The 26985-nt window shown below is 72.2% G+C and carries 2 protein-coding genes; both read right to left on the reverse strand.

What is annotated here, in order from left to right; genetic code table 11:
• Positions 1-32: 32 nt before the first annotated feature.
• Complete coding sequence (locus ACQEU1_RS09405) at positions 33-6311, reverse strand: SDR family NAD(P)-dependent oxidoreductase (protein WP_433198378.1); 6279 nt, start codon at positions 6309-6311, stop codon at positions 33-35.
• 265 nt (positions 6312-6576) lie between these two features.
• Complete coding sequence (locus ACQEU1_RS09410) at positions 6577-26979, reverse strand: type I polyketide synthase (protein ID WP_433198380.1); 20403 nt, start codon at positions 26977-26979, stop codon at positions 6577-6579.
• Positions 26980-26985: the final 6 nt, after the last annotated feature.

Raw genomic sequence — 26985 nt, forward strand, 5'->3', positions numbered from 1 at the left:
TCCTCTTTAACGGGCAGGCTGGGCGAGGAAGGTCACGAGGAGCTGAGGTTGTTGTCGATGAAGGCGAAGAGCTCGTCGAAGCTCGCCTCTTCCAGGGCGGGCTTCGTCTCGCCTTCTGCCGCGCCGCTCTCGGTCAGCCGCGCCAGGGCCTGGCGCAGCCGGTCCGCGAGCTGGTCGCGCAGCGGGTCGTCCTGGCCGACGGCGGCGAGGGCGAGGTCGAGTCGGTCGAGCTCGTCGAGCAGCGGCGACGTGGAGCTGTCGTCGTCCGCCAGCTCGGTGCGCAGGTGCGCGGCGAGCTCGACGGCGTTGGGGTAGTTGAAGACCAGCGTGGCGGGCAGCTTGACGCCGGTCGCGGCGGAGAGCATGTTGCGGAACTCGACCGCGGACAGCGAGTCGAAGCCGAGCTCCTTGAACGCCAGCGTGGGCTTGATGTCCTGCGGTGACTCGTAGCCGAGCACCACCGCGACCTGGCCGATCACGAGGTCCAGCAGCAGTTCGTCCTGCTCGGCCTTCGACCGGCCGGCGAGCCGCTGCGACCAGGAGGCCGGTTCCGCCGCGCCGGTGGCGGCACTGCCCCGCTTGGTCTGCGTGCGGACCAGGCCGCGCAGCAACGGGTGCACCTCCCCGGCGGCGCGCAACGTGCCGAGGTCGAGCTTGACCGGCGCGAGCACCGCGTCGTCGGTGGTGCGGGCGAGGTCGAAGAGCGCGAGGCCGTCCGCGGCGGTCAGCACCGGCATGCCGGAGCGGGCCATGCGGGCGATGTCGTTGTCGGACAACGACGCGCCCATGCCCGCGGTCTGGTCCCACGGGCCCCAGGCCAGCGAGATCGCCGGGAGTCCGCGCGAACGCCGGTGCACGGCGAGCGCGTCGAGGTAGGTGTTGGCCGCGGCGTAGTTCGCCTGTCCCGCACCGCCCATGAGGCCGGACGCGGAGGAGAACACCACGAACATCGCGAGGTCGTCCCCCGCCGTCAGCTCGTGCAGGTGCGCGGCGGCGTCCGACTTCGGACCGAGCACGGTGGACAGTCGTTCCGGCGTGAGCGAGCCGAGCACGCCGTCGGCCAGCACACCGGCCGCGTGCACGACACCGGTGAGCGGGTGCTCGGCCGGGATCGCCTTCAGCAGTGCGGCCACCGCCGCGTGGTCGGACACGTCGCACGCCGCGAGCTGCACGTCCGCGCCGAGCCCGGTGAGCTCCGCGGCCAGGTCGGTCGCGCCGGGCGCATCGGCGCCGCGGCGGGAGGTGAGCACGAGGTGGCGGACGCCGTGCTCGGTGACGAGGTGCCGGGCGACCAGCGCGCCCAGTCCCCCGGTACCGCCGGTGACCAGCACGGTGCCTTCGGGGTTCAGCGGCGCAGGGATGGTCAGCACGACCTTGCCGACGTGCTTGGCCTGGCCCAGGTAGCGGAACGCCTCCGGCGCGCGGTGCAGGTCCCAGGTCGTGACGGGCAAGGGCCGCAGCGAACCGGCGCTGAACCACTCGTACAGGCGGTGCAGCAGCTCGCCGATGCGGTCGGGACCGGCTTCGAACAGGTCGAACGCGGTGTAGGCGACCCCGTGCCGGCGGTCGACCTCCGCGGGGTCGCGGACGTCGGTCTTGCCCATCTCCAGGAACCGGCCGGGCTCGCCCTGCGCCACGAGCCGCATCGAGGAGTCGACGAACTCGCCGGAGAGCGCGTTGAGGACGACGTCGACGCCGTGGCCGTCCGTCGCGATGGTGAACTCGTGCTCGAAGTCGGTGGTGCGCGAGGACGCGATGTGGTCGTCGGCGAGCCCGGCGGCGCGCAGCACGTCCTGCTTGCCCGTGCTCGCGGTGCCGAACACCTCGGCGCCGAGGTGCTGGGCGATCTGCGTGGCAGCCATGCCGACACCACCGGCAGCGGCGTGCACGAGGATCTTCTCGCCGGCCTTCAGGCCACCGAGGTCGTCCAGGGCGTACAGCGCGGTGAGGAACACCAGCGGCACACCGGCGGCCTGGGTGAACGACCAGCCGTCCGGGATCGGGCAGACCTTGCGGCGGTCCGCGACCACGACGGGGGCGAACGCGGCGTTGAACATGCCCATCACCCGGTCGCCGGGGGTGAGGTCGGTGACGCCCGCACCCACCTCGAGCACGACGCCCGCGCCTTCGAGGCCCATGATCCCGGCGTCACCGGGGTACATGCCGAGCACGTTCATGACGTCGCGGAAGTTGACGCCGGCGGCGCGGATGGCGATGCGGACCTCGCCTGCCTCCAGCGGTGCCGCGGCGGGCGGCCAGGCGATGGGCGTGAGGTTGTCGACGGTGCCGGCCGTGGTGAAGTCGAGCCGCCACGGGCCGTCCGGTGCCGCCGGGATCGAGCCGGTGTTCGCGCGCACCAGCCGCGGCGCGTGCAGCACACCCGCGCGGGCGGCGAGCTCGGGCTCGTCCCCGGCCAGGATGGCGGGCAGCACGGTGTCGAGCTCGGTCCTGGCGTCGAGGTCCACGAGGACGATCGCGCCGGGATGCTCGGTCTGCGCCGAGCGGACCAGGCCGGAGGCCGCGGCCTGGGCGGGGACCGCGATGTCCTCGCCGGGCAGCGCGGCGACCGCGTTGCGGGTCACGACGACGAGCAGCGCGTCGTCGGAGCGCTCACCGTCCAGGTAGGACCTGAGGCCGGTGAGGAGTTCCGACGTCACCTCGTGCACGTTGGTGGAGGACGAGACGGTGAGCACCGTGACGTCCGCCGGTGCGCCGCCCTCGGCCGGGGCCAGTTGCGTCCAGTCGACGCGGTAGAGCGAGTCGGTGCCGCCACGGGCGCGGAACTGCTCGCCGCTGATCGGCCGCAGCACCAGGGAGTCGACGCGGGCGACCGGGTTCCCGGCGCCGTCGGCGACGTCCACGCTGATGCCGTCGCCGGCAGGGCGGACGCGGGCGCGCAGCACCTGGGCACCGGCGGCGAAGAGGCTGACCCCGTTCCAGGCGAACGGAAGCGAGGCGGTGCCGCCCTCCTCAGCGGCGTCACCGGAGGGGATGCCGAGGGTGTGCAGCACGGAGTCGAGCAGCGCCGGGTGCACGCCGAAAGCGGCGGCCCGGCGCTGTTCCGCCTCGGGCAGCGCGACTTCCGCGAACACGTCGTCGCCGCTGCGCCAGGCGTTCACCAGCCCGCGGAACACCGGGCCGTAGCTCAGTCCGACCTCGGCGAGGTCCTCGTAAAGGCTGGTCAGGTCGAGGGAGACGGCACCGGCGGGCGGCCACGTCGTCAGTTCGAACGCGGGCGTCGCGGGCTCGTCGGTCAGGGCGCCGGTGGCGTGCACGACCCACGTGGTGTCGTCGTCGTCAGTCCGCGAGTACACGGTGATCAGGCGACGGCCGGGGTCGTCGCCGGGCGCGCCGAGCTCGACGTGCAGGCTGATCCCGCCGTTCTCGGGCAGCACCAGCGGGGTCTGCAGCAGCAGCTCCTCGAGGTGGCCGCAGCCGACCTGGTCGCCCGCCTTGATCGCGAGCTCCACCAGCGCGGTGCCGGGCACCACGACGTTGCCCGAGACCACGTGGTCGGCGAGCCAGGAGTGCGTGGGGACCGAGAGCCGGGCGGTGCACAGCACACCGCCGCCGGGCAGCGGCAGGACCGCGCCGAGCAACGGGTGGTCGGCGGCCAGCAGGCCCGCGGAGGTGACGTCGGCGACGGAACCGTTGTCCACCAGCCACAACCGCTGGCGGTCGAACGCGTAGGTCGGCAGGTCGACGCGGCGCGCGCCGGTGCCGTCGAAGAACTGCCGCCAGTCGATCCGGGTGCCGCGCACGTGCAGACCGGCCAGCGCGGTCGTGATCGCGGCCGCCTCGGGACGGTCCTTGCGCAGCGACGCGACGAGCACGCCCTTGGTGACGGTCTCGGCGCCCATGGCGGTCAGCACGCCGTCCGGGCCGAGCTCGAGGAACGTCGCCACACCGGCGTTCTCCAGCGCGGTGACCGCGTCGGCGAAGCGGACGGCGGTGCGGACGTGCCGCACCCAGTAGTCGGGGGTGGTCAGCTCGGCGGCGGTGGCGACCTTGCCGGTGGCGGTGGAGACGATCGGGATCGTCGGCGCCTGGTAGGTCAGCTGTTCCGCGACCGCGCGGAAGTCGTCGAGCATCGCGTCCATGTGCGGCGAGTGGAACGCGTGCGACACGGTGAGGCGCTTGGACTTGCGGTCGGCGAACCGCGCGACGACGGCCTCGACCGCGTCCTCGTCACCGGCCAGCACGATCGAGGAGGGGCCGTTGATCGCGGCGAGCGAGACCCGGTCGGTGAGCAGGCCCTCGACCTCGTTCTCGGTGGCCTGCAACGCGATCATCGCGCCACCGGTGGGCAGCGCCTGCATCAGGCGGCCGCGTGCCTCGACCAGCGTCGTGGCGTCTTCGAGGGACAGCACGCCCGCGACGTGCGCGGCGGCGAGCTCACCGATCGAGTGGCCGGCCAGGAAGTCCGGCTTGACGCCCCACGACTCGACGAGCCGGTACAGCGCCACCTCCAGCGCGAACAGCGCGGGCTGGGTGAGGCCGGTCTGGTCGAGCGCGGCGGCGTCGGTGCCGAACACGGCTTCGAGGACCGGCTGCTGGAATCCGGCGCAGACCTCGTCGAACGCCTTGGCGTACACCGGGAACGCCTCGTACAGCTCGCGGCCCATGCCGAGCCGCTGGCTGCCCTGGCCGGTGAACAGCACGGCCAGGCCGCCGTCCGCGGCGGCACCGCGCACCACGGAGGCGGCGTTGCCGCCGTCCACCAGGGCGTCGAGGCCGGCGAGGAGTGCGGCGCGGTCCGTGCCGACGACGACGGCCCGCTGGGCGAGCGCGGTGCGGGTGGTGGCGAGCGAGAACGCCACGTCGTCGACGTGCGCGTCGGTGGTGTCGAGCCGCTCGCGCAGCTTGCGGGCCTGCTCGCGCAGCCCGTCCTCGGTGCGCGCGGAGAGCAGCCACGGCCGGACCGGGCGCTCGGTGCGGGTCACCTCGGCGGTGTCGGCGGCCGGGGCCTGCTCCAGGACGACGTGCGCGTTGGTGCCGCTCACGCCGAACGACGACACGCCCGCGCGGCGCGGCCGGCCGGTCTCCGGCCACGGCTGGGCCTCGGTGAGCAGGGTCAGGTCGCCGTCGGCCCAGTCGACCTGGTGCGAGGGCTCGTCGATGTGCAGGGTCTGCGGCGCCAGGCCGTGCTGCAGCGCCAGCACCATCTTGATCACGCCACCGACACCGGCGGCGGCCTGGGCGTGGCCGATGTTGGACTTGAGCGAGCCGAGCAGCACCGGGCGTTCGCGGTCCTGGCCGTAGGTGGCGAGGATGGCCTGCGCCTCGATCGGGTCGCCGAGCCGGGTGCCGGTGCCGTGCGCCTCGACGACGTCCACGTCGGACGGCGAGAGCGTGGCGTTGGCCAGCGCCTGGAGGATCACGCGCTGCTGCGACGGGCCGTTGGGGGCGGTGAGGCCGTTGGACGCGCCGTCCTGGTTGACCGCGCTGCCGCGGACGACCGCGAGGACCTCGTGGCCGTTGCGGCGCGCGTCGGAGAGGCGTTCGACGAGCAGCAGGCCGACGCCCTCCGACCAGCCGGTGCCGTCGGCGGCGTCGGCGAAGGCGCGGCAGCGGCCGTCCTGCGACAGGCCGCCCTGCTTGTCGAACTCGACGAACACGGCCGGGGTGCTCATCACCATCACGCCGCCCGCGAGGGCGAGCGAGCACTCGCCGTTGCGCAGCGCCATGACCGCGAGGTGCAGGGCGGTGAGGGACGAGGAGCAGGCGGTGTCGACGGTGACGGCGGGGCCTTCGAGGCCGAACGTGTAGGAGATGCGGCCGGACAGCACGCTGGGGGCCGCGCCGGTGAGCAGGTGGCCGGCGACCTCGTCGGGCACCTCGGTCAGGCCGATCCCGTAGCCCATCGCGCTGCCACCGACGAACACACCGGTCTGGCTGCCGCGCAGGCTCCGCGGGTCGATGCCCGCGCGTTCGAAGACCTCCCACGACGTCTCCAGCAGCAGGCGTTGCTGCGGGTCCATCGCGAGGGCCTCACGCGGGGAAATGCCGAAGAAGGCGGGCTCGAAATCGCCCGCGTCGTAGAGGAAGCCGCCGCCCTCGACGCCGAAGCCACCGTTCTCGGTGCCCCAGCCGCGGTCGCCGGGCAGCGGGGAAATCGCGTCCCCGCCGGTGGCGACGAGCTGCCACAAATCCTCCGGCGTGCGAACCCCGCCGGGGTAGCGGCAACTCATGGCGACGATCGCGATCGGTTCCCTGTCGCCTTCCTCAAGCTCGCGAAGGCGCTGCCGGGTGGCCTTGAGATCCGCCGTCGCCAGCTTGAGATACTCCCGGAGCGTCTCTTCATTCGCCATTTAAGAGTACCTCTTCGCTACTGGATACTAGGTGAATTCCGGCGCAGAGAACGACATGCGTAAAACCGAAGGATCCCGCCCGACGCTGCGGAGAAACTCCAGTTCACGAACCGATTCTGTCCGTGCACCCAATCACCCTCAACCCCTAACCGGCCCCTACGCTCCCCCAGCGGAAATGTCTAATAAAATGCCCAGTACAAATAGCGCTACCCCCCTCGGACCAGGTCCGAGAGGGGTAGCGAGGGGGTCGTTCCAGGTGGTGCGGTTACCTCCCGAGCTCCTCGTTGATCAGCGCGAACAGGTCGTCGTCCGAGGCGCCGTCGAGGCTCTCCGCCGCCTCGCCCTTGCCCGAGCCCCACTGGCTGACCAGCGCCTGGAGCTTGATGGTGATCTTCGTCCGGGTCAGGTTGTCAGGGGTCGCGCCGGCGAGCACGGCCTCCAGCCGGTCCAGCTCGTCGAGCACCGGCACGGTCGCGCCGCCGACCACGAGCTGCGAGTGCAGGAACTTGGCCAGGGGTTCGGCACTGGGGTGGTCGAACACCAGCGTCGCGGGCAGCTTCAGGCCCGTGGCGGTGGTGAGGTTGTTGCGCAGCTCCACCGCCGTGAGCGAGTCGAAGCCCAGTTCCTGGAACGCCCGGTCCTTCGCGACCGCGTCGGCCGAGTCGTGCCCGAGCACCGCCGCGACCCTGGTGCGGACCAGGTCGACCAGCAACGCGTGCTGCTCCGGCTCGGACAGGGCGGCCAGCTGGGCGCTCAGCCCGGACTCGGTCTCGACGACGTCGTCCTCGGCCAGCGCGGCGGCCACCTCGGGCAGGTCGCCGAGCAGCGGGCTGGTGCGGGCCATCGTGAACGCGGGTGCGAACTTGTCCCACTCGACGTTCACCACGGTCACCGTCGGCCTGCTGGAGCGGATGGCCCGTTCCAGCGCGGTGAGCGTCAGCGCGGGCGCCATCGCGATCAGGCCACGCCGGCGCAGGTGCTCCTCGGTGTCGCCGACCGTGGCCATGCCGGCCTCGGCCCACGGACCCCACGAGACGGAGGTCGCGACCAGGCCGCGCGCCCGCCTGGACTCCGCCAGACCGTCGAGGAACGCGCTGGCCGCCGAGTAGGCGGACTGGCCACCACTGCCCCACGTGCCGGCGATCGAGGAGAACACGACGAACGCGTCCAGCTCACCCAGCACCTCGTCCAGCACGACCGCGCCGGACACCTTCGCGTTCAGCACGTCCTCGAACGTCCGCAGGTCGTGGTCGTCGATCGCCTGGTAGTGGTCGGCACCCGCCGCGTGCACCACGGCGTTCGGCGGGAACTCGGTGACCAGGCTGGTCACCGCGTCCCGGTCGGACACGTCGCAGGCGGCGATCGTGACCTGTGCGCCGAGCTCTTCCAGTTCGGCCTGGAGTTCCGCCGCACCCGGCGCGGCCAGACCGCGGCGGGACGTCAGCACCAGGTGCTCGGCACCGTTCTCGGCCAGCCAGCGAGCCACCCGGCCGCCCAGCGCACCGGTACCACCGGTGACGAGCACGGTGCCGCGCGGCGACCAGTCGGACAGCTTGTCCCCCGGCTGCGCGTGCGTCAGCCTGCGGCCGAACACACCCGACGCCCTGACCGCGACCTGGTCCTCGCCGCCCGCCAGCACACCGGCGATCCGGTCGAACGCCCGGTCGTCCAGCGTCTCCGGCAGGTCGACCAGACCACCCCAGCGGTCGGGGTGCTCCAGCGCGGCCACGTAGCCGGCGCCCCAGATCGTCGACTGGGCCGGGTCGACCACGCCGTCGGACCTGCCGGTCGACACCGCACCCCGCGTCGCGACCCACAGCGGGGCCTCGACACCGGCGTCACCGAGTGCCTGCACGGCCAGCACGACGGACGTGACCTCGGTGGACAGTGCGAGCACACCGGCCACCGGTCCGTCGGTGGCGGCCTTCTCGAACGCCGTGGCCAGCGCGGCGCGGTCGTTCTCCCACGCCACCGGCACGACCTCCAGGCCGCGGGCTTCGAGCCCGGCGAGCAGCGGGTGCCCGGTGTTGCCCGGCACGACCGCGAGCCAGCGGCCCTCGGCCCGCACCTTGTTCTGCGGCACCGACTTCCACTCGACGTGGTAGCGCCAGCCGTCGAGCTTGCCGGTGGTCCTGCGGGCCTTGCGCCACGTCGACAGCGCGGGCAGGACCTCGCCGAGCACGCTCTCGTCGAGCGACAGGGTGCTGCCGACCAGGCCGATGTCGCCCTCCTCGACGGCCTGCCAGAACTTGGCCTCCGCCGCGTCCTCTTCGTTCCCGAGCGCCGGGAAGGCGGTCGACTCCAGCCAGAACCGCTGCCGCTGGAACGCGTAGGTCGGCAGGTCCACCCGCTGCGCGTTCGCGCCGGCGTAGAAGGCCTCCCAGTCGATCCGCACCCCGGCGGTGTACAGCGCGCCGAGCGCCGCGGTGAGCGTGGTGACCTCGGAGCGGTCCTTGCGCAGCGCCGGGATCACCGGCACGTCGGCCATCGCGGCGAGCACGCCGTCCGGGCCCAGTTCGAGGAACGTCCGCACGCCCTCGTCGCCGAGGGTCTGCATCGCGTCGGCGAAGCGGACCGTGCCGCGGACGTGGCGCACCCAGTACTCCGGGTCCGTCACATCGCCCAGCATGGCGATCCTCGGTTCGTTGAAGGTGAGCTGTCCGACGACCTCGCGGAAGTCGTCCAGCATCGGGTCCATCAACGGCGAGTGGAACGCGTGCGAAACACTGAGCCGCTTCGACTTGCGGTCCGGGAACTGCGCGATCACCTGCTGCACAGCGCTTTCGTCACCCGCGACGACCACGGACGACGGCCCGTTGATCGCGGCCAGCGACACCAGGTCGCCGAGGTGAGGCGTGACCTCGGCCTCGGTCGCCTGCAAGGCCACCATCGCCCCGCCCTCGGGCAGAGCCTGCATCAACCGCGCACGAGCACTGACCAACGTCGCCGCGTCCTCCAGCGACAGCACGCCCGAGACGTGAGCTGCCGCGATCTCACCGATCGAGTGGCCCGCCAGGAAGTCCGGGCGGATGCCCCACGACTCGACGAGGCGGTAGAGCGCGACCTCCAGTGCGAAGATCGCGGGCTGGGTGAACTCCGTGCGGTCCAGTTCCTCGTCCCGCACGTCCACCAGAGCCGCGACCTCGTCAAACGCCTTGGCGTAAGCCGGGAACGCCTCGTACAGCTCACGGCCCATGCCGGCCCGCTGGCTGCCCTGACCGGTGAACAGGAACGCCGACCGGCCCGGCACGACCGCCACGGGCTCCACCGCGCCGAGGCCCCTGACCAGGTCGTCCCGGTCCGCGGCGACCACCGCGGCCCGGTAGTCGAACTTGGCCCGCGTGGTGGCCAACGAGTAACCGAGGTCCGTCAGGTCCACCGGCACCGACTCGGCCAGCCGAACCGCCTGCTCCCGCAACGCTTCCGGCGTCTTCGCCGACAGCACCACCGGAACCACCGGCACGGTCCTGGTCGCCTCGACGGCGACGGTCTGCACCGGCGGAGCCTGTTCGAGGATGAGGTGCGCGTTCGTACCGCTCATGCCGAACGCCGACACCGCCGCGCGACGCGGACGGCCGGTCTCCGGCCACTCCTGGTTCTCCGTCAGCAGCTCCACCGAACCGGAGGTCCAGTCGATGTGCGGCGACGGCTCGTCCACGTGCAGCGTCTTCGGCAGCACGCCGTTCTGCAGCGCCATCACCATCTTGATGACACCGGAGACACCAGCGGCGGCCTGGGTGTGGCCGATGTTCGACTTGAGCGAACCGAGCAGCAACGGCAGTTCGCGCTGCTGGCCGTAGGTCGAGAGCAGTGCCTGCGCCTCGATCGGGTCACCGAGCTTCGTGCCGGTGCCGTGCGCCTCGACAGCGTCGACGTCCGAAGTGGACAGACCGGCGGCCGCAAGCGCTTGGCGGATGACCCGTTGCTGCGAAGGACCGTTCGGCGCCGTCAAGCCGTTCGACGCACCGTCCTGGTTCACCGCGGAACCGCGGATCACCGCGAGCACCTGGTGCCCGTTGGCCTGCGCGTCGGACAGCCGCTCCACCAGGAGCATGCCGACACCTTCACCCCAGGCAGTGCCGTCCGCCGCCGCGGCGAAGGACTTGCACGTGCCGTCCTCGGCCAGACCGCGCTGACGGGAGAAGTCGATGAACGCACCGGGCGTCGACATCATCGACGCACCACCGGCCAGCGCCAGGTCGCACTCACCGGCCCGCAGCGCCTGCACCGCGAGGTGAATCGCGACCAGCGAAGCCGAGCACGCGGTGTCGACCGTGACCGCCGGGCCTTCCAGCCCGAGGGTGTAGGAGATGCGGCCCGACACGACACTGGCCGCGACACCCGTTCCGAGGTAGCCCTCGATGCCCGGTGGCAGCTCGAACGTCGCCGCCGCGTAGTCCTGGCCGTTCGTCCCCGTGAAGACACCGGTCCTGCTGCCCCGCAACGACTCCGGGTCCAGCCCGGCGCGTTCCATGGCCTCCCAGGAGGTCTCCAGCAGCATGCGCTGCTGCGGGTCCATCGCCAGCGCCTCACGCGGGTTGATCCCGAAGAACGCGGCGTCGAACTGACCGGCGTCGTAGAGGAAGCCACCGCGCGTCACGTAGGACGTGCCCTCGTGGTCGGGGTCTGGGTCGTAGAGGTTCTCCAGGTCCCAGCCCCGGTCCGTGGGCCATTCTCCGACGCCGTCGCTGCCGGTGAACACCATCTGCCACAGGTCTTCCGGCGACTGCACGTCACCCGGCAGGCGGCAGCCCATGCCCACGATGGCGATCGGCTCGTCGAAGCCGCGGCGCACCGTAGCCGGCGTGAGCGCGTCCGGCCGGGCGCCCATCAGCTCCTCGCGCAGGAACGCGGTGAGCGTCGCCAGGTTCGGGTAGTCGAACACCAGCGTGGCGGGCAGCTTCAGCCCGATGACGTCGTTCAGCCTGCCGCGCAGCTCGACCGCCGTGAGCGAGTCGAACCCGAGCTCCCGGAACGCGAGTCCCGGCTCGACCGCCTGCGGTGAGGCGAACCCGAGCACGGTGGCGACCTCGACCTGCACCAGCTCCGTGAGCACGGCGAGCTGCTCGGCCTCGGACATCGCGACGATCCTGGCCGCGAGCGGCGAGTCGCTCATCCTGGCCTCTGCCGGGATCTCCGGCGCGCGGCCCACCTCGGGCAGCGCGCGGAGGTCACCGCTGTCGACCAGCCAGTAGCGGTCCCGCTGGAACGCGTAGGTCGGCAGGTCGACGCGCTGGGCGCCGGACTTCGCGAAGTAGCCGGCCCAGTCGACGCGGACACCGCGGACGTGCAGGGCACCGAGTGCCCGCACCAGGGTCGCGACCTCGTCCCGGCCCTTGCGCTGCGACGCCACCAGCACCGCGTCGGTGAGGCTGTCGGCGCCCATCGCGGTCAGCACGCCGTCCGGCCCGATCTCCAGGAACGTCCGGACGCCCTTGCCCTGCAACGCGACGACGGCGTCGGCGAACCGCACCGCGTCCCGCACGTGCCGCACCCAGTACTCCGGGTCCGTCACGTCGCCCAGCATCGAGATCTTCGGCGCGCTGAACGTCAGCTGTCCGACGACCTCGCGGAAGTCGTCCAGCATCGGGTCCATCAACGGCGAGTGGAACGCGTGCGACACGGCCAGGCGCTTGGACTTGCGGTTCGGGAACTGCGCGACCACCTGCTCGACCGCGGCCTCGTCACCGGCGACGACCAGCGCGTCGGGGCCGTTGACGGCCGCGATGGAGACGAGCTCGGTGAGCAGCGGCGCGACCTCGTCCTCACCGGCCTGCAACGCGATCATCGCGCCACCGGCCGGCAGGGCCTGCATGAGCCGTCCGCGCGCCTCGACCAGCTTGGCCGCGTCCGCGAGCGTGAGCACCCCGGCGACGTGCGCCGCCGCGAGCTCGCCGATCGAGTGACCGCCCACGAAGTCCGGGCGGACACCCCACGACTCCACCAACCGGTACAACGCCACTTCCAGCGCGAACAGCGCGGGCTGCGTGTAGCCGGTCTGGTCGAGCGCCTCGGCGTCGCCGAACACCACCTCGCGCAACGGCCGGTCCAGCAGGCCGTCGAGCTCGGCGCACACCGCGTCGAACGCGTCCGCGAACACCGGGAACGCGCCGTACAGCTGGGCACCCATGCCCGACCACTGGCTGCCCTGCCCGGTGAACAGCATCGCCAGCGGTGCGTCCACGAGGTTGTTCCTGCTACCGCCGCTGCTCGCCGCCGTGAGGGCTTCGATCGCGGCGGCACGGTCCTCGGCGACGACGACCAGCCGGTGCGCGAGCGTCGCGCGGGAGGTGGCCAGCGAGTAGGCCACGTCCACGGTGTCCACATCGGACTGTTCCAGCAGCTCGGTCAGGTTGGCCGCCTGCTCGGCCAGCGCGGCCGCGTTCTTCGCCGACACCACGAACGGCACGACCGGCGGAGCGACCCGTTCGACGGCCGGAGCCTCGACCGGAGGCGCCTGCTCGATGATCGTGTGGGCGTTGGTGCCGCTGACGCCGAACGACGACACGGCTGCCCTGCGCGGGCGTCCGGTCTCCGGCCACGCCACCTGCGAGGTGACCAGCTCGACCGAACCGGCCGTCCAGTCGATCGCCGGCGACGGCTCGTCCACGTGCAACGTCTTCGGCACCTGGCCGTGCCGCATGGCCATGACCATCTTGATGATGCCGCCGACACCGGCAGCGGCCTGCGTGTGACCGATGTTCGACTTGACCGACCCCAGCAGCAGCGGGGTCTCCCGGTCCTGGCCGTAGGTCGCCAGCAGCGCCTGCGCCTCGATCGGGTCGCCCAGCGCGGTGCCCGTGCCGTGCGCCTCGACCACATCAACGTCCGAAGTGGACAGACCGGCGTTGGCCAGCGCCTTGCGGATCACCCGCTGCTGCGACGGACCGTTCGGCGCGGTCAGGCCGTTCGAGGCGCCGTCCTGGTTCACCGCGGAACCGCGGACCACGGCCAGCACCTGGTGGCCGTTGCGCTGGGCGTCCGACAGCCGCTCGACGAGCAGCATGCCGACACCCTCACCCCAGCCGGTGCCGTCGGCGGCGGCCGCGAACGACTTGCAGCGACCGTCCACCGCGAGCCCGCGCTGACGCGAGAAGTCGATGAACGTGCCCGGCGTGGACATGACCGTCACACCACCGGCCAGCGCCAGGTCGCACTCGCCGGACCGCAGCGACTGCACCGCCATGTGCAGCGCCACCAACGAGGAGGAGCAGGCGGTGTCGACGGTGACGGCCGGGCCTTCCAGCCCGAACGTGTAGGAGATGCGGCCAGAGGCGATGGCCGCCGCGTTGCCGGTGCCGAGGTGACCCTCGACGCCCTCCGGGATCTCCTCCAGCAACCCCAGGTAGTCCTGGCCGTTGCTGCCCACGAACACACCGGTCTGGCTGCCGCGCACCACCGCCGGGTCGATCCCGGCCCGTTCGAAGGCCTCCCAGGACGTCTCCAGCAGCAACCGCTGCTGCGGGTCCATCGCCGTGGCTTCCCGCGGCGAGATGCCGAAGAACGTCGGGTCGAACTTGGCCGCGTTGTGCAGGAACGCACCTTCGCGGGCATAGGACGTGCCCTGGTGGTCGGGGTCCGGGTGGTACAGGTTCTCGACGTCCCAGCCTCGATCGGCCGGGAACCCGGTGATCGCGTCCTCGCCGGCCACGACCATCCGCCACAGGTCTTCGGGCGACGCCACGTCACCGGCGAACCGGCAGCTCATCGCGACGATCGCGATCGGCTCGTCGGTGCTCGCCGTGACGGTCGCGACCTCGTCGGCCTTCGGTGCCGCACCGAGGAGTTCGGTGCGCAGGTGACCGGCCAGCACGACGGCGTTCGGGTAGTCGAAGACCAGCGTCGCCGGCAACCGCAGCCCGGTCGCGGTGGTGAGGGTGTTGCGCAGCTCGACGGCCGTCAGCGAGTCGAAGCCGAGCTCCTGGAACGCCCTGTCCTTCTCGACCGCGTCGACCGAGGCGTGGCCGAGCACGGACGAGACCTGCGTGCGCACCAGGTCGACCAGCAGGGTGTGCTGCTCCTGCTCGGAGAGCGCCACCAGGCTGCGGGCGAGCTCCGAGTCCGCCTCGGTGCCCGCCTCCTCGGCCAGCGCGGCACGCACCTCCGGCAGGTCGCCGATGAGCGGGCTCGGGCGGGCCAGCGTGAACGCGGGCGTGAACTTCTCCCACTCCATGTTCACGACGGTCACGGTCGGCTCGCCGGAGCGGATCGCCCGCTCCAGCGCGGTGAGCGTCATCGCCGGCGGCATCGAGATCAGGCCGCGCTTGCGCAGGTGCTCCTCGGTGTCGCCGACCGTGGCCATGCCGGCCTCGGCCCACGGACCCCACGAGACGGACGTCGCGACCTTGCCGCGAGCACGTCGCGACTCGGCCAGACCGTCGAGGAACGCGCTGGCCGCGGAGTACGCGGCCTGCCCGCCGGAACCCCAGGTACCGGCGATCGAGGAGAACACGACGAACGCGTCCAGCTCGCCCAGCACCTCGTCCAGCACGACCGCGCCGGAGACCTTGGCCCGCAGCACGTCGTCGAACGTCTGCAGGTCGTGGTCAGCCAGGGCCATCGTGTAGTCGGCACCGGCGGCGTGCACCACGGCGTTCGGCGGGAACTCGGTGACCAGGCTGGTGACCGCGTCCCGGTCCGCCACGTCGCACGCGGCGATCGTGACCCGAGCACCGAGCTCTTCCAGCTCTGCCTGGAGTTCTGCCGCACCCGGCGCCGCCAGACCGCGGCGGGACGTCAACACGAGGTGCTCGGCACCGTTCTCGGCCAGCCAGCGAGCCACCCGGCCACCGAGCGCACCGGTACCACCGGTGACCAGGACCGTGCCGCGCGGCGACCAGTCGGACAGCCTGTCACCCAGCGGCGCGTGCACCAGCCGGCGGCCGAAGACGCCGGAGGCGCGGACCGCGACCTGGTCCTCCAGTCCGTTGAGGACACTCGCGATCCGGTCGAACGCCCTGTCGTCGAGCGTCTCGGGCAGGTCGACCAGGCCACCCCAGCGTTCGGGGTGCTCGAGGCCGACCACGTAACCCATGCCCCAGATGCCGGTCTGCGCCGGATCGACCACGCCGTCGGACCGGCCGGTCGACACCGCGCCGCGCGTCGCGATCCAGAGCGGCGCCGCGACACCCGCGTCGCCGAGCGCCTGCACGACCTCGACGGACGCGGTGAGCCCGGTGAGCGCCAGCACGCCTTCGAGCTCGCCGAGTCCGGCGAACGCCGTGGTGAGCGCGGCGCGGCCGGCGCTCGCGACCGTGACGACGTCGGCACCGCGAGCCGTCAGCCCGGCGGTGATCTCCTCCGCCGCGACGCCTTCCGGCACCACCACGGCCCAGCGGCCCGTCAACGTCGACGCGCCCAGGTCGGTCAGCGGCAGCCAGGAGGCGCGGTAACGCCAGCTGTCGATCTTGTTGTTGGCGCGGCGGGCCTTGCGCCACGACGACAGCGCGGGCAGCACGACGCCCAGTTCGCTCTCGTCCAGCGCGAGGGTGCTGCCGACCAGGCTGAAGTCCTCCCGTTCGACGGCCTCCCAGAACTTGAGCTCGGCGGAGTCCGCACCGCCTTCGAGGGCGGGGAACCCGGTCGACTCCAGCCAGAACTTCTGCCGCTGGAACGCGTAGGTCGGCAGATCGACCCGCCGCGCGCCGGTGCCGGCGAAGAACGCGTCCCAGTCGACCCGCACACCGGCGGTGTGCAGGGCGCCGAGCGCGGTGGTGACGCCGAGGACCTCGGACCGGTCCTTGCGCAGGGCCGGGATCACCGGCACGTCGGCCATCGCGGCCAGCACGGCGTCCGGACCCAGCTCCAGGAACGTCCGCACGCCCTCGTCGGTGAGGGTCTGCACGGCGTCGGCGAACCGGACCGCGTTGCGGACGTGGCGCACCCAGTACTCCGGGTCCGTCACCTCGCCGAGCATCGCGATCCGAGGCTCGTTGAACGTCAACTCCGAGACCACGGCCCGGAAGTCGTCCAGCATCGGATCCATCAACGGCGAGTGGAACGCGTGCGACACAGCCAGGCGCTTGGACTTGCGGTCCGGGAACTGCGCGACGACCTGCTCGACGGCGGTTTCCTCACCGGCGACCACAACGGCGTTGGGGCCGTTGATCGCCGCGAGCGACACCACCTCGGTCAGGTGCGGCGTGACCTCGTCCTCGTTGGCCTGCAACGCGATCATCGCGCCGCCCTCGGGCAACGCCTGCATCAGGCGAGCCCGAGCACTGATCAACGTGGCCGCGTCCGTCAATGACAACACACCGGAGACGTGAGCGGCCGCGATCTCGCCGATGGAGTGACCGGCCAGGAAGTCCGGCCGCACACCCCACGACTCGACGAGACGGTAGAGCGCCACTTCGAGGGCGAAGATCGCCGGCTGGGTGAACTCGGTGCGGTCGAGCTCCTCGTCCCGCACGTCCACCAGCGCCGCGACCTCGTCGAACGCCCTGGCGTACACCGGGAACGCGTCGTACAGCTCACGACCCATCCCGGCCCGCTGGCTGCCCTGGCCCGTGAAGAGGAAGGCCAGCTTGCCGTCCGCCACCGTGCCGAGCCCCTGCCCTGCGGTGATGGCGGTGAGGCCGCGGACCAGGTCGTCGTGGTCGGCGGCGACCACGGCCGCCCGGTGCGGCATCGGGGTGCGCAGCAGGGCGGAGTGCGCGACGTCGGTCAGCGACCACGTGGCGTCGACCCCGGCGAGCAGCGCCGCCGCCTGGCCCTTGAGCGCCTCGGCGGACTTCGCCGACAGCACGACGGGAACCATCGGCACGGTCCTGGTCGCCTCGGCGGCCACGGCCTGGACCGGCGGAGCCTGCTCGACGATCAGGTGCGCGTTGGTGCCGCTCATGCCGAACGCGGACACCGCCGCGCGACGCGGACGGCCGGTCTCCGGCCAGTCCTGGTTCTCCGTGAGCAGCTCCACCGAACCGGAGGTCCAGTCGATGTGCGGCGACGGCTCATCGACGTGCAGCGTCTTCGGCAGCACCCCGTTCTGCAGCGCCATCACCATCTTGATGACACCGGAGACACCGGCCGCGGCCTGCGTGTGGCCGATGTTGGACTTCAGCGAGCCCAGGTACAGCGGGACGTCGCGGTCCCGGCCGTAGGTGGAGAGCAGGGCCTGCGCCTCGATCGGGTCACCGAGCTTCGTGCCGGTGCCGTGCGCCTCGACCAGGTCGACGTCCGAAGTGGACAGACCGGCGTTGGCCAGCGCCTGGCGGATGACCCGCTGCTGCGAGGGACCGTTGGGCGCGGTCAGACCGTTGGACGCACCGTCCTGGTTCACCGCGGAGCCACGGATCACCGCGAGCACCTGGTGTCCGTTGGCCTGCGCGTCGGACAGCCGCTCCACGAGCAGGATGCCGACGCCCTCGCCCCAGCCGGTGCCGTCGGCGGCGGCCGCGAACGACTTGCAGCGACCGTCGACCGCGAGGCCGCGCTGACGGGAGAAGTCGATGAAAGCACCGGGCGTCGACATCATCGACGCGCCACCGGCCAGCGCCAGATCGCACTCACCAGCACGCAGTGCCTGCACCGCAAGGTGAATCGCGACGAGCGAAGCCGAGCACGCGGTGTCGACCGTGACCGCCGGACCTTCCAGGCCCAAGGCGTACGAGATGCGACCGGACACGACACTGGCCGCCACACCCGTACCGAGGTAGCCCTCGATACCGGGCGGCAGCTCAAAGGTCGCCGCCGCGTAGTCCTGCCCGTTCGTACCGGTGAACACACCGGTCCGGCTGCCGCGCAACGACTCCGGGTCGATCCCGGCCCGCTCGACGGCCTCCCACGACGTCTCCAGCAGCATGCGCTGCTGCGGGTCCATCGCCAGCGCCTCACGCGGGTTGATCCCGAAGAAGCCGGCGTCGAACTCACCAGCCTGGTAGAGGAACCCACCCTCGCGGGCGTACGAGGTGCCCTCGTGGTCGGGGTCCGGGTCGTACAGGTTCTCCAGGTCCCAGCCGCGGTCCGTGGGCCAGCCACCAACGGCGTCGCTGCCCGTGGACACCAGGCGCCACAGGTCTTCCGGCGTCCAGACGTCACCCGGCAGACGGCACCCCATACCCACGATGGCGATCGGCTCGTCGGACAGCAGACCCTGCGCGGCGACGATCGCGCCACCGGCTTCGCTGCCGAGGAGCTCGTCGCGCAGGTGCGCTGCCAGCGTGGCCATGTTGGGGTAGTCGAACACGAGGGTGGCGGGCAGCCGGAGTCCGGTCGCCTCGGCCAGCCTGGTGCGCAGCTCGACGGCGGTCAGCGAGTCGAAGCCCAGGTCGCGGAACGCGAGGCCCGGTTCGATCGAGTCCACGGACGCGTAGCCGAGCACGGCGGCGACCTCGGCGAGCACCAGGTCGACGAGCGCCGCCTCCTGCTCGGCCGCGGACAGGCCGCGCAGGCGCACGACCAGTTCGGACGCGGCGGCGTCGTCCTCGGTCGCGGGCTTCAGCGCGGCCACGACCTCGGGCAGGTCGCCGAGCAGCGGGCTCGGCCGGGTCGCGGTGAACGCCGGGGCGAACCGCGCCCAGTCGACGTCCGCCACGACGAGCGAGGTCAGCTTCCAGGCCAGGGCGTTGCGCAACGCGGTGAGGGCCGCCGACGGAGCCAGCGGCATGACGCCCTGACGCCGCAGCAGGTCCGCCCACTCGACGTTCGACGTGGCCCACGGGCCCCACGAGATCGACAGCGCGGCGAGGCCGCGGGCGCGGCGCGACTCGGCCAGCGCGTCCAGGAACGCGTCACCGGCCGCGTAACCGCACTGCCGGCCCGCACCCCACACGCCGGAGGTCGACGAGAACAGCACGAACGCGTCGACGTCGCCGACCAGCTCGTCCAGCAGCCGGGCGCCCTCGACACGAGCAGAGCGGACCTCGTCCAGCAGAGCGGGATCGGTGTCGGCGAGCGCGCTGTCCTGGCCGATGCCGGCCAGGTGCAACACCGAGCTGGGCGAGAACTCCTCGACCAGCGCGGACATCGCGGCCCGGTCCGTCACGTCGCACGCGACGATGGTGACCTTGTCGCCGAGCTCGGCCTGCAGCGCGGCCGCACCGGGTGCGTCCTCGCCGCGGCGAGAAGTCAGCACGAGGTGCTCTGCGCCCTCGGCGGCGAGCCAGCGGGCGACGTGCCCGCCGAGCGTGCCGGTGCCACCGGTGACGAGCACGGTGCCGCGCGGCGCCCAGCTGCCTGCCTCGACGGAGGCGTGCTTGAGACGGCGGACGTAGATCCCGTTGTCGCGGATGGAGACCTGGTCCTCGGTGCCGGTGAGCGCGGTGGCGAGCCGGTCGAGCGCAGGGTCGTCCACAGTGGACGGCAGGTCGATCAGGCCGCCCCAGCGGCCGGGGTGCTCCAGCGCGGCGACCCGGCCGAAGCCCCAGACCTGGGCGGCGTCCGGAGTGGACTCCGCGCCGCGGGTGACGCACCACAGCGGTGCGGTCGTCCGCTGCACCAGCAGCAGCGCCGACTCGACGCCCGCCGCGGACAGGACGCCGTCGAACTCCTCCTCCGGCAGGTCGGCCACGTCGTCGATCGCGACGACGTCGAGCCCGCGGTCGGCGAGGCCGATGGCGATCTCCGCGTCCCCGACGACGAGCCAGCGGCCGTAGGCCATGGCGGTGCCGGGGTTGACGGCCTGCTGCCACGCGACGCGGTAGGCCGAGGTGTCCTTGGCCTTCGCGGGCGTGACGTCGAACCAGAACCGTTCGCGCTGGAACGCGTAGGTGGGCAGCTCGACGCGCTGCGCGCCGGTGCCCTCGTAGAAGGCCGCCCAGTCGACGGCGACACCGCGGTTGTGCAGGACGCCGACTGCCCGCAGGATCGTCGGCACCTCGTCGCGGTCCTTGCGCAGCGCGCTGACCAGCACCGCGTCCTGAACGCTCTCGGCGCCCATCGCGGTGAGCACGCCGTCGGGGCCCAGCTCCACGAAGGTCCGGACGCCCCGGCCCTCCAGCGTGGTGACGGTCTCGGCGAACCGGACCGTGCCGCGGACGTGGCTCACCCAGTACTCGGGGTCCGTCACCTCGCCCAGCATCGCGATCTTCGGAGCGTTGAACGTCAGCTTCGAGACCACCGCGCGGAAGTCGTCGAGCATCGGGTCCATCAACGGCGAGTGGAACGCGTGCGACACCGTGAGCCGCTTGGACTTGCGGTCCGCGAACTGCGCGACGACCTGCTGCACGGCCTCTTCGTCACCCGCGACGACCACGGACGACGGCCCGTTGATCGCCGCCAGCGACACCAGGTCACCCAAGTGCGGCGTGACCTCGTCTTCGGTGGCCTGCAACGCGACCATCGCGCCACCGGTGGGCAGCGCCTGCATCAACCGGCCGCGCGCGGCGACCAGCTTGGCCGCGTCCTCCAGCGAGAGCACCCCGGCGACGTGGGCCGCGGCGATCTCGCCGATGGAGTGGCCCGCCAGGAAGTCGGGGCGGACACCCCAGGCCTGCACGGTCCGGAACAACGCGACCTCGATCGCGAAGATCGCGGGCTGCGTGTAGCCGGTCTGGTCGAGCGCCTCGGCGTCACCGAACACGACGTCGCGCAACGGCCGGTCCAGCAGGCCGTCGAGCTGCGCGCAGACGGCGTCGAACGCGTCGGCGAACACCGGGAACGCCTCGTACAGCTCGCGTCCCATGCCGAGGCGCTGGCTGCCCTGCCCGGTGAAGAGGAAGGCCGTGCGGCCCTCGCCGGGCATGCCGCGCTCACCGCGACCGGCGGCCACGTCGGCCAGGCCGGCGAGCAGCTCCGCGTGGTCGCGGGCGACGACGGTCGCCCGGTGCTCCAGCTGGGCACGGGTGGTGGCGAGCGAGAAGGCGAGGTCGGTCAGGTCCGCACCGTCCACAGCGGACTGGAGCCGGGCGGCCTGCGCCCGCAGCGCGGCGGCGGTCCTGCCGGACAGCACGACCGGCACGGCGGGCAGCGGCGTGCGCTCGACCGGGGAGATCTCGGCCTGCGGCGCCTGCTCGATCACGGCGTGCGCGTTGGTGCCGCTGAACCCGAACGACGACACGGCGGCCCGGCGCGGACGCCCGGTCGCAGGCCACTCGACGGGCGAGGTCACCAGCTCGACCGCGCCGGCCGACCAGTCGACCTGCGAAGACGGCTCGTCCACGTGCAGCGTCTGCGGCACGAGCCCGTGCTGCATGGCCATGACCATCTTGATCACGCCGCCGACGCCGGACGCCGACTGGGTGTGGCCGATGTTGGACTTCAGCGACCCCAGCAGCAGCGGGCGTTCGCGGTCCTGGCCGTAGGTCGAGAGGATCGCCTGCGCCTCGATCGGGTCACCCAGAGCGGTACCCGTGCCGTGCGCCTCGACGACGTCCACTTCGGACGGTGCGAGGCCGGCGTTGCCGAGCGCGTGCCGGATGACCCGCTGCTGCGACGGGCCGTTCGGGGCGGTGAGCCCGTTGGACGCGCCGTCCTGGTTGACCGCGGTACCGCGGACGACCGCGAGCACCTGGTGGCCGTTGCGCTGCGCGTCGGACAGCCGCTCGACGAGCAGCATGCCGACGCCCTCGCCCCAGCCGGTGCCGTCGGCCGCGTCGGCGAACGCCTTGCAGCGCCCGTCGACCGCGAGTCCGCGCTGGCGGGAGAAGTCGATGAACGTGCCGGGCGTCGCCATCACCGTGACACCACCGGCGAGCGCCAGGTCGCAGTCGCCGGCACGCAGCGCCTGCACGGCGAGGTGCAGCGCCACCAGCGAGGACGAGCAGGCGGTGTCGACCGTGACGGCAGGGCCTTCGAGGCCGAACGTGTAGGACACGCGGCCGGACACGATGCTGGCCGCGTTACCGGTGCCGAGGTGGCCTTCGAGGCCGTCCGGCACCTCCTCCAGCAGCTGGAGGTAGTCGTGGTTGTTGGTACCGGCGAACACGCCGGTCCGGCTGCCGCGCAACGAGTTCGGGTCGATCCCGGCCCGTTCGAAGGCCTCCCACGAGGTCTCCAGCAGCAGGCGCTGCTGCGGGTCCATCGCGGTCGCCTCGCGCGGCGAGATGCCGAAGAACGTCGGGTCGAACATCGGTGCGTCGTGCAGGAAGCCGCCCTCGCGGGCGTACGAGGTGCCCTGGCGGGTGGGATCGGGGTCGTACAACGCCTCCAGGTCCCAGCCGCGGTCGGCCGGCATGCCGGAGACCGCGTCGGTGCCGGTGGCGACGAGCTTCCACAGGTCCTCCGGCGACATCACGTCACCGGCGTACCGGCAGCTCATCGCGACGATGGCGATCGGTTCGCCGTCGTGCGAGGAGACCGTCGTGGCCTCGGTCTCGGTCTGCGCGCCGACGAGCTCGCCGTGCAGGAACGCGGCCAGCACCGCCGCGTTCGGGTAGTCGAACACCAGCGTCGCGGGCAGCCGCAGACCGGTGTCGGCGGTGAGCCGGTTGCGCAGGTCGACCGCGGTCAGCGAGTCGAAGCCCAGCTCGCGGAACGCGCGCCCGGTCTCGATCGCGTCGGCCGACGAGTACGCCAGCACGGCGGCGGTGTGCGTGCGGACCAGCTCGACCACGGCGTCGCGCTGCTCCGATTCGGTGAGGCCGACCAGCTTGCGCGCCAGCTCGGACTCGCTGGTGGCGGGTGCGGGCGCGTCGGCTTCGAGCGCCGCGCGCACCTCGGGCAGGTCGCCGATCAACGGACTCTGGCGGGCCATCGTGAACGCGGGCGTGAACTTCGACCAGTCCATGTCGACCACGGTCACGGCCGGCTCGCCGGAGCGGATCGCCCGCTCCAGCGCGGTGATCGCGAGCTCCGGCGCCATCGAGGTCAGACCGCGCTTGCGCAGGTGCTCCTCGGTGTCGCCGACCGTCGCCATGCCGCTCTCGGCCCACGGACCCCACGACACCGACGTCGCGACCAGGCCGCGAGCCCGCCGCGACTCGGCCAGACCGTCGAGGAACGCGCTGGCCGCCGAGTACGCGGCCTGCCCACCGGAACCCCAGGTGCCGGCGATCGACGAGAACACCACGAACGCGTTCACGTCGCCGAGCAGCTCGTCCAGGTGGACGGCGCCGGAGACCTTGCCGCGCAACACCTCGTCGAACTCGGCGAGGCCGTGGTCCTCGATGGCCATCAGGTAGTCGGCGCCCGCCGCGTGCACCACGGCGTCCGGCGGGTACTCGGCGAGCAGGGCGGCGACCGCGTCGCGGTCGGCCACGTCGCACGCGACGATCGAGACCCGAGCGCCGAGTTCTTCCAGCTCCGCCTGGAGTTCGGCCGCGCCGGGCGCGTCCGGGCCCCGGCGGGACGTCAGAACTACGTGCTCACAACCAGAACCAGCCAGCCAGCGAGCTACACGCCCACCCAGTGACCCGGTACCACCAGTGACGATGGTCGTGCCGTTCGGCGTCCATTCCGATCCCTCCGACGTGAGCGGGGCGTGGCCGAGCCTGCGGCCGAAGACACCGGAGCCGCGGACGGCGACCTGGTCCTCGCCGCCGGTTCCGGCCAGCACGGCCGCGAAGCGGTCCATCGCCCGCTTGTCCAGCACCTCCGGCAGGTCCACGACGCCGCCCCAGCGGTCGGCGTGCTCCAGACCCACCACGTACCCGATGCCCCACACCTGGGTCTGCGCCGGGTCGACCACGCCGTCGGAACGGCCGGTCGACACCGCGCCGCGGGTCGTGACCCACAGCGGGGCCGAGATCTCCGCGTCACCCAGTGCCTGCACCACGACGAGCGTCGAGGTCGCGGGCTCCGTCAAGGCCACCAGCGACAGGACCCCGTCGACCGCGCCGACCTCCCGCAGCGTCGCGGCGAGGGTCGCCCGGTCGGCGTCGTACGCGACCCGGACCACCTCGACGCCGCGTTCGGTCAGACCGGCGGCGATCTCGTCGTGACCGGTGCCGAGCACCAGCCACCGTCCCGACGCCGTGGCGGCGCCGAGGTTCGTCAGCGGCAACCAGGAGACGCGGTACCGCCACGCGTCGACCTTGTTGCTCGTCCTGCTCTTGCGCCGCCACTCGGCGAGCGCCTCCAGCGCCTCCTGCCCGAGCGACAGCGAGTCACCCAGCGACTCCAGGTCACCGCTCTCCACCGCGGCCCAGAACTCGGAGTCCTCGCCACCACCGGCGGCGGCCGCGCTCGACGTGCCGACCTCCAGCCAGAAGTGCTCGCGCTGGAACGGGTAGGTCGGCAGGGCCACCGGCCGCGCGTCCACGAAGAACGCCGACCAGTCGACCTTGACACCGCGCACGTGCAGCTCGGCGACGGCGCGGACGATCGTGGCGACCTCGTCACGACCCTTGCGCTGCCCCGCGACCAGCACGGCCTCGGTGACGGAGTCCTGGCCCATCGCGGTCAGCACGCCGTCAGGGCCGATCTCCAGGAACGTCCGCACGCCCTGGGCCTCCAGGGACGTCACGGCGTCGGCGAACCGCACCGCGTCCCGCACGTGGCGCACCCAGTACTCCGGGTCCGTCACCTCACCGAGCATGGCGATCTTCGGCGTGCTGAACGACAGCTTCGACACCACAGCGCGGAAGTCGTCGAGCATCGGTTCCATCAACGGCGAGTGGAACGCGTGCGAAACGGCCAGGCGCTTGGACTTCCGGTCCGCGAACTGCGCCACGACCTGCTCGACAGCGGCCTCGTCACCCGCGACGACGACCGACTGAGGACCGTTGATCGCGGCAATCGACACCAGGTCGGTCAGGTGCGGCAGGACCTCGTCCTCGGTGGCCTGCAAAGCCACCATCGCGCCGCCCTCGGGCAGAGCCTGCATCAACCGCGCACGAGCGCTGATCAACGTGGCCGCGTCTTCGAGCGACAGCACCCCGGCGACGTGGGCCGCGGCGATCTCGCCGATGGAGTGGCCGGCCAGGAAGTCCGGGCGAACACCCCAGGACTCGACCAGGCGGTACAACGCCACTTCCAGCGCGAAGATCGCCGGCTGGGTGAACTCCGTGCGGTCCAGCTCCTCGTCCCGCACATCGACCAGCGCGGCGACCTCGTCAAAGGCCTTGGCGTAGACGGGGAACGCGGCGTACAGCTCGCGGCCCATGCCCACGCGCTGGCTGCCCTGACCGGTGAACAGGAAGGCCGTGCGGCCCTCGACCGTCCGGCCGGACACGACGTGCTCGGCGCGCTCGCCGGCGGCCAGTGCGGCGACACCGCTCTCGACGTCGCCGAGGACGACGGCGCGGTGCTCGAACGGCGTGCGCGTGGTGGCCAGCGAGAAGCCGGTGTCCACCGGGTCGCCGGCAATCCCCTGCAGCCGGGAAGCCTGAGCGCGCAACGCCTCCGCGGTACGCGCGGACAGCACCCACGGCAGAACGCCGACGGTCTGCGGCGCCTCCCGAGTGTCCTCTTCGGACTCGGGAGCCTGCTCGATGATCGTGTGCGCGTTGGTGCCGCTGACACCGAACGACGACACGGCGGCACGGCGCGGACGGCCGGTCTCCGGCCAGGCCTGCTCCTGCACCAGCAGCTCGACGGCGCCCGCCTCCCAGTCGACCTGCGGGGTCGGCTCGGAGACGTGCAGCGTCCTGGGCGCGATGCCGTGCCGGATGGCCATGACCATCTTGATCACGCCACCGACGCCCGCAGCGGCCTGCGAGTGGCCGATGTTGGACTTCAGCGAACCCAGCAGCAGCGGGCGTTCGCGGTCCTGGCCGTAGGTCGAGAGGATCGCCTGCGCCTCGATCGGGTCACCGAGCCGGGTGCCGGTGCCGTGCGCCTCGACGACGTCCACCTCGGACGGCGTGAGCTTCGCGCCGGAGAGCGCCTGGCGGATGACCCGCTGCTGCGCCGGGCCGTTCGGGGCGGTGAGACCGTTGGACGCGCCGTCCTGGTTGATCGCCGAACCCCGCACCACGGCGAGGACCTGGTGGCCGTTGCGCTGGGCGTCCGAGAGCCGCTCCAGCAGGAGGATGCCGGCGCCCTCGGACCAGCCGGTGCCGTCCGCGGTGGCGGAGAACGCCTTGCAGCGGCCGTCCTGCGACAGGCCGCCCTGCTTGTCGAACTCGGCGAACACCGAGGGATTCGCCATGACCATGACGCCACCGGCGAGCGCCAGCGAGCACTCGCCGTTGCGCAGCGACTGCGCCGCGAGGTGGATGGCGACCAGCGAGGAGGAGCACGCCGTGTCGATGGTGACCGCGGGGCCCTCGAAGCCGAGGGTGTAGGCGACCCTGCCGGACATCACGCTGGGCGTGCTGCCGGTCAGCAGATGGCCTTCGAGTCCCTCCGGCACCTCTTCGAGACCGGTGCCGTAGCCGGTGGCGCTGCCGCCGACGAACACACCGGTGTGGCTGCCGCGCAACGACCTGGGGTCGATGCCCGCGCGTTCCACGGCCTCCCAGGAGGTCTCCAGCAGCAGGCGCTGCTGGGGGTCCATCGCGAGGGCCTCGCGCGGCGAGATGCCGAAGAACGCCGGGTCGAACTCGGCGGCGTCGTGCAGGAACCCGCCGCCGCTGACGCCGAACGTCAGCTCGTCGTCGAGCCAGCCGCGGTCGGCCGGCAACGCCGAGATGGCGTCGCCCCCGGTGGACACCAGGTGCCACAGGTCTTCCGGCGAGCTCACGCCACCGGGGTACCGGCAGCTCATCGACACGATCGCGATGGGTTCACGTGCGGCGGCCGCGAGCTGCTGGTTCTGCTTGCGCAGGCGCTCGGTCTCCTTCAGAGACGCCCGCAGTGCCGCAACGACCTTATCGTTGGACGAGGTGGTCATCTTTTCGCTCCGCACTTCGGG

Origin of the sequence: Lentzea sp. CA-135723 (assembly GCF_050936595.1) — a bacterium.
Classification (GTDB): Bacteria; Actinomycetota; Actinomycetes; order Mycobacteriales; family Pseudonocardiaceae; genus Lentzea.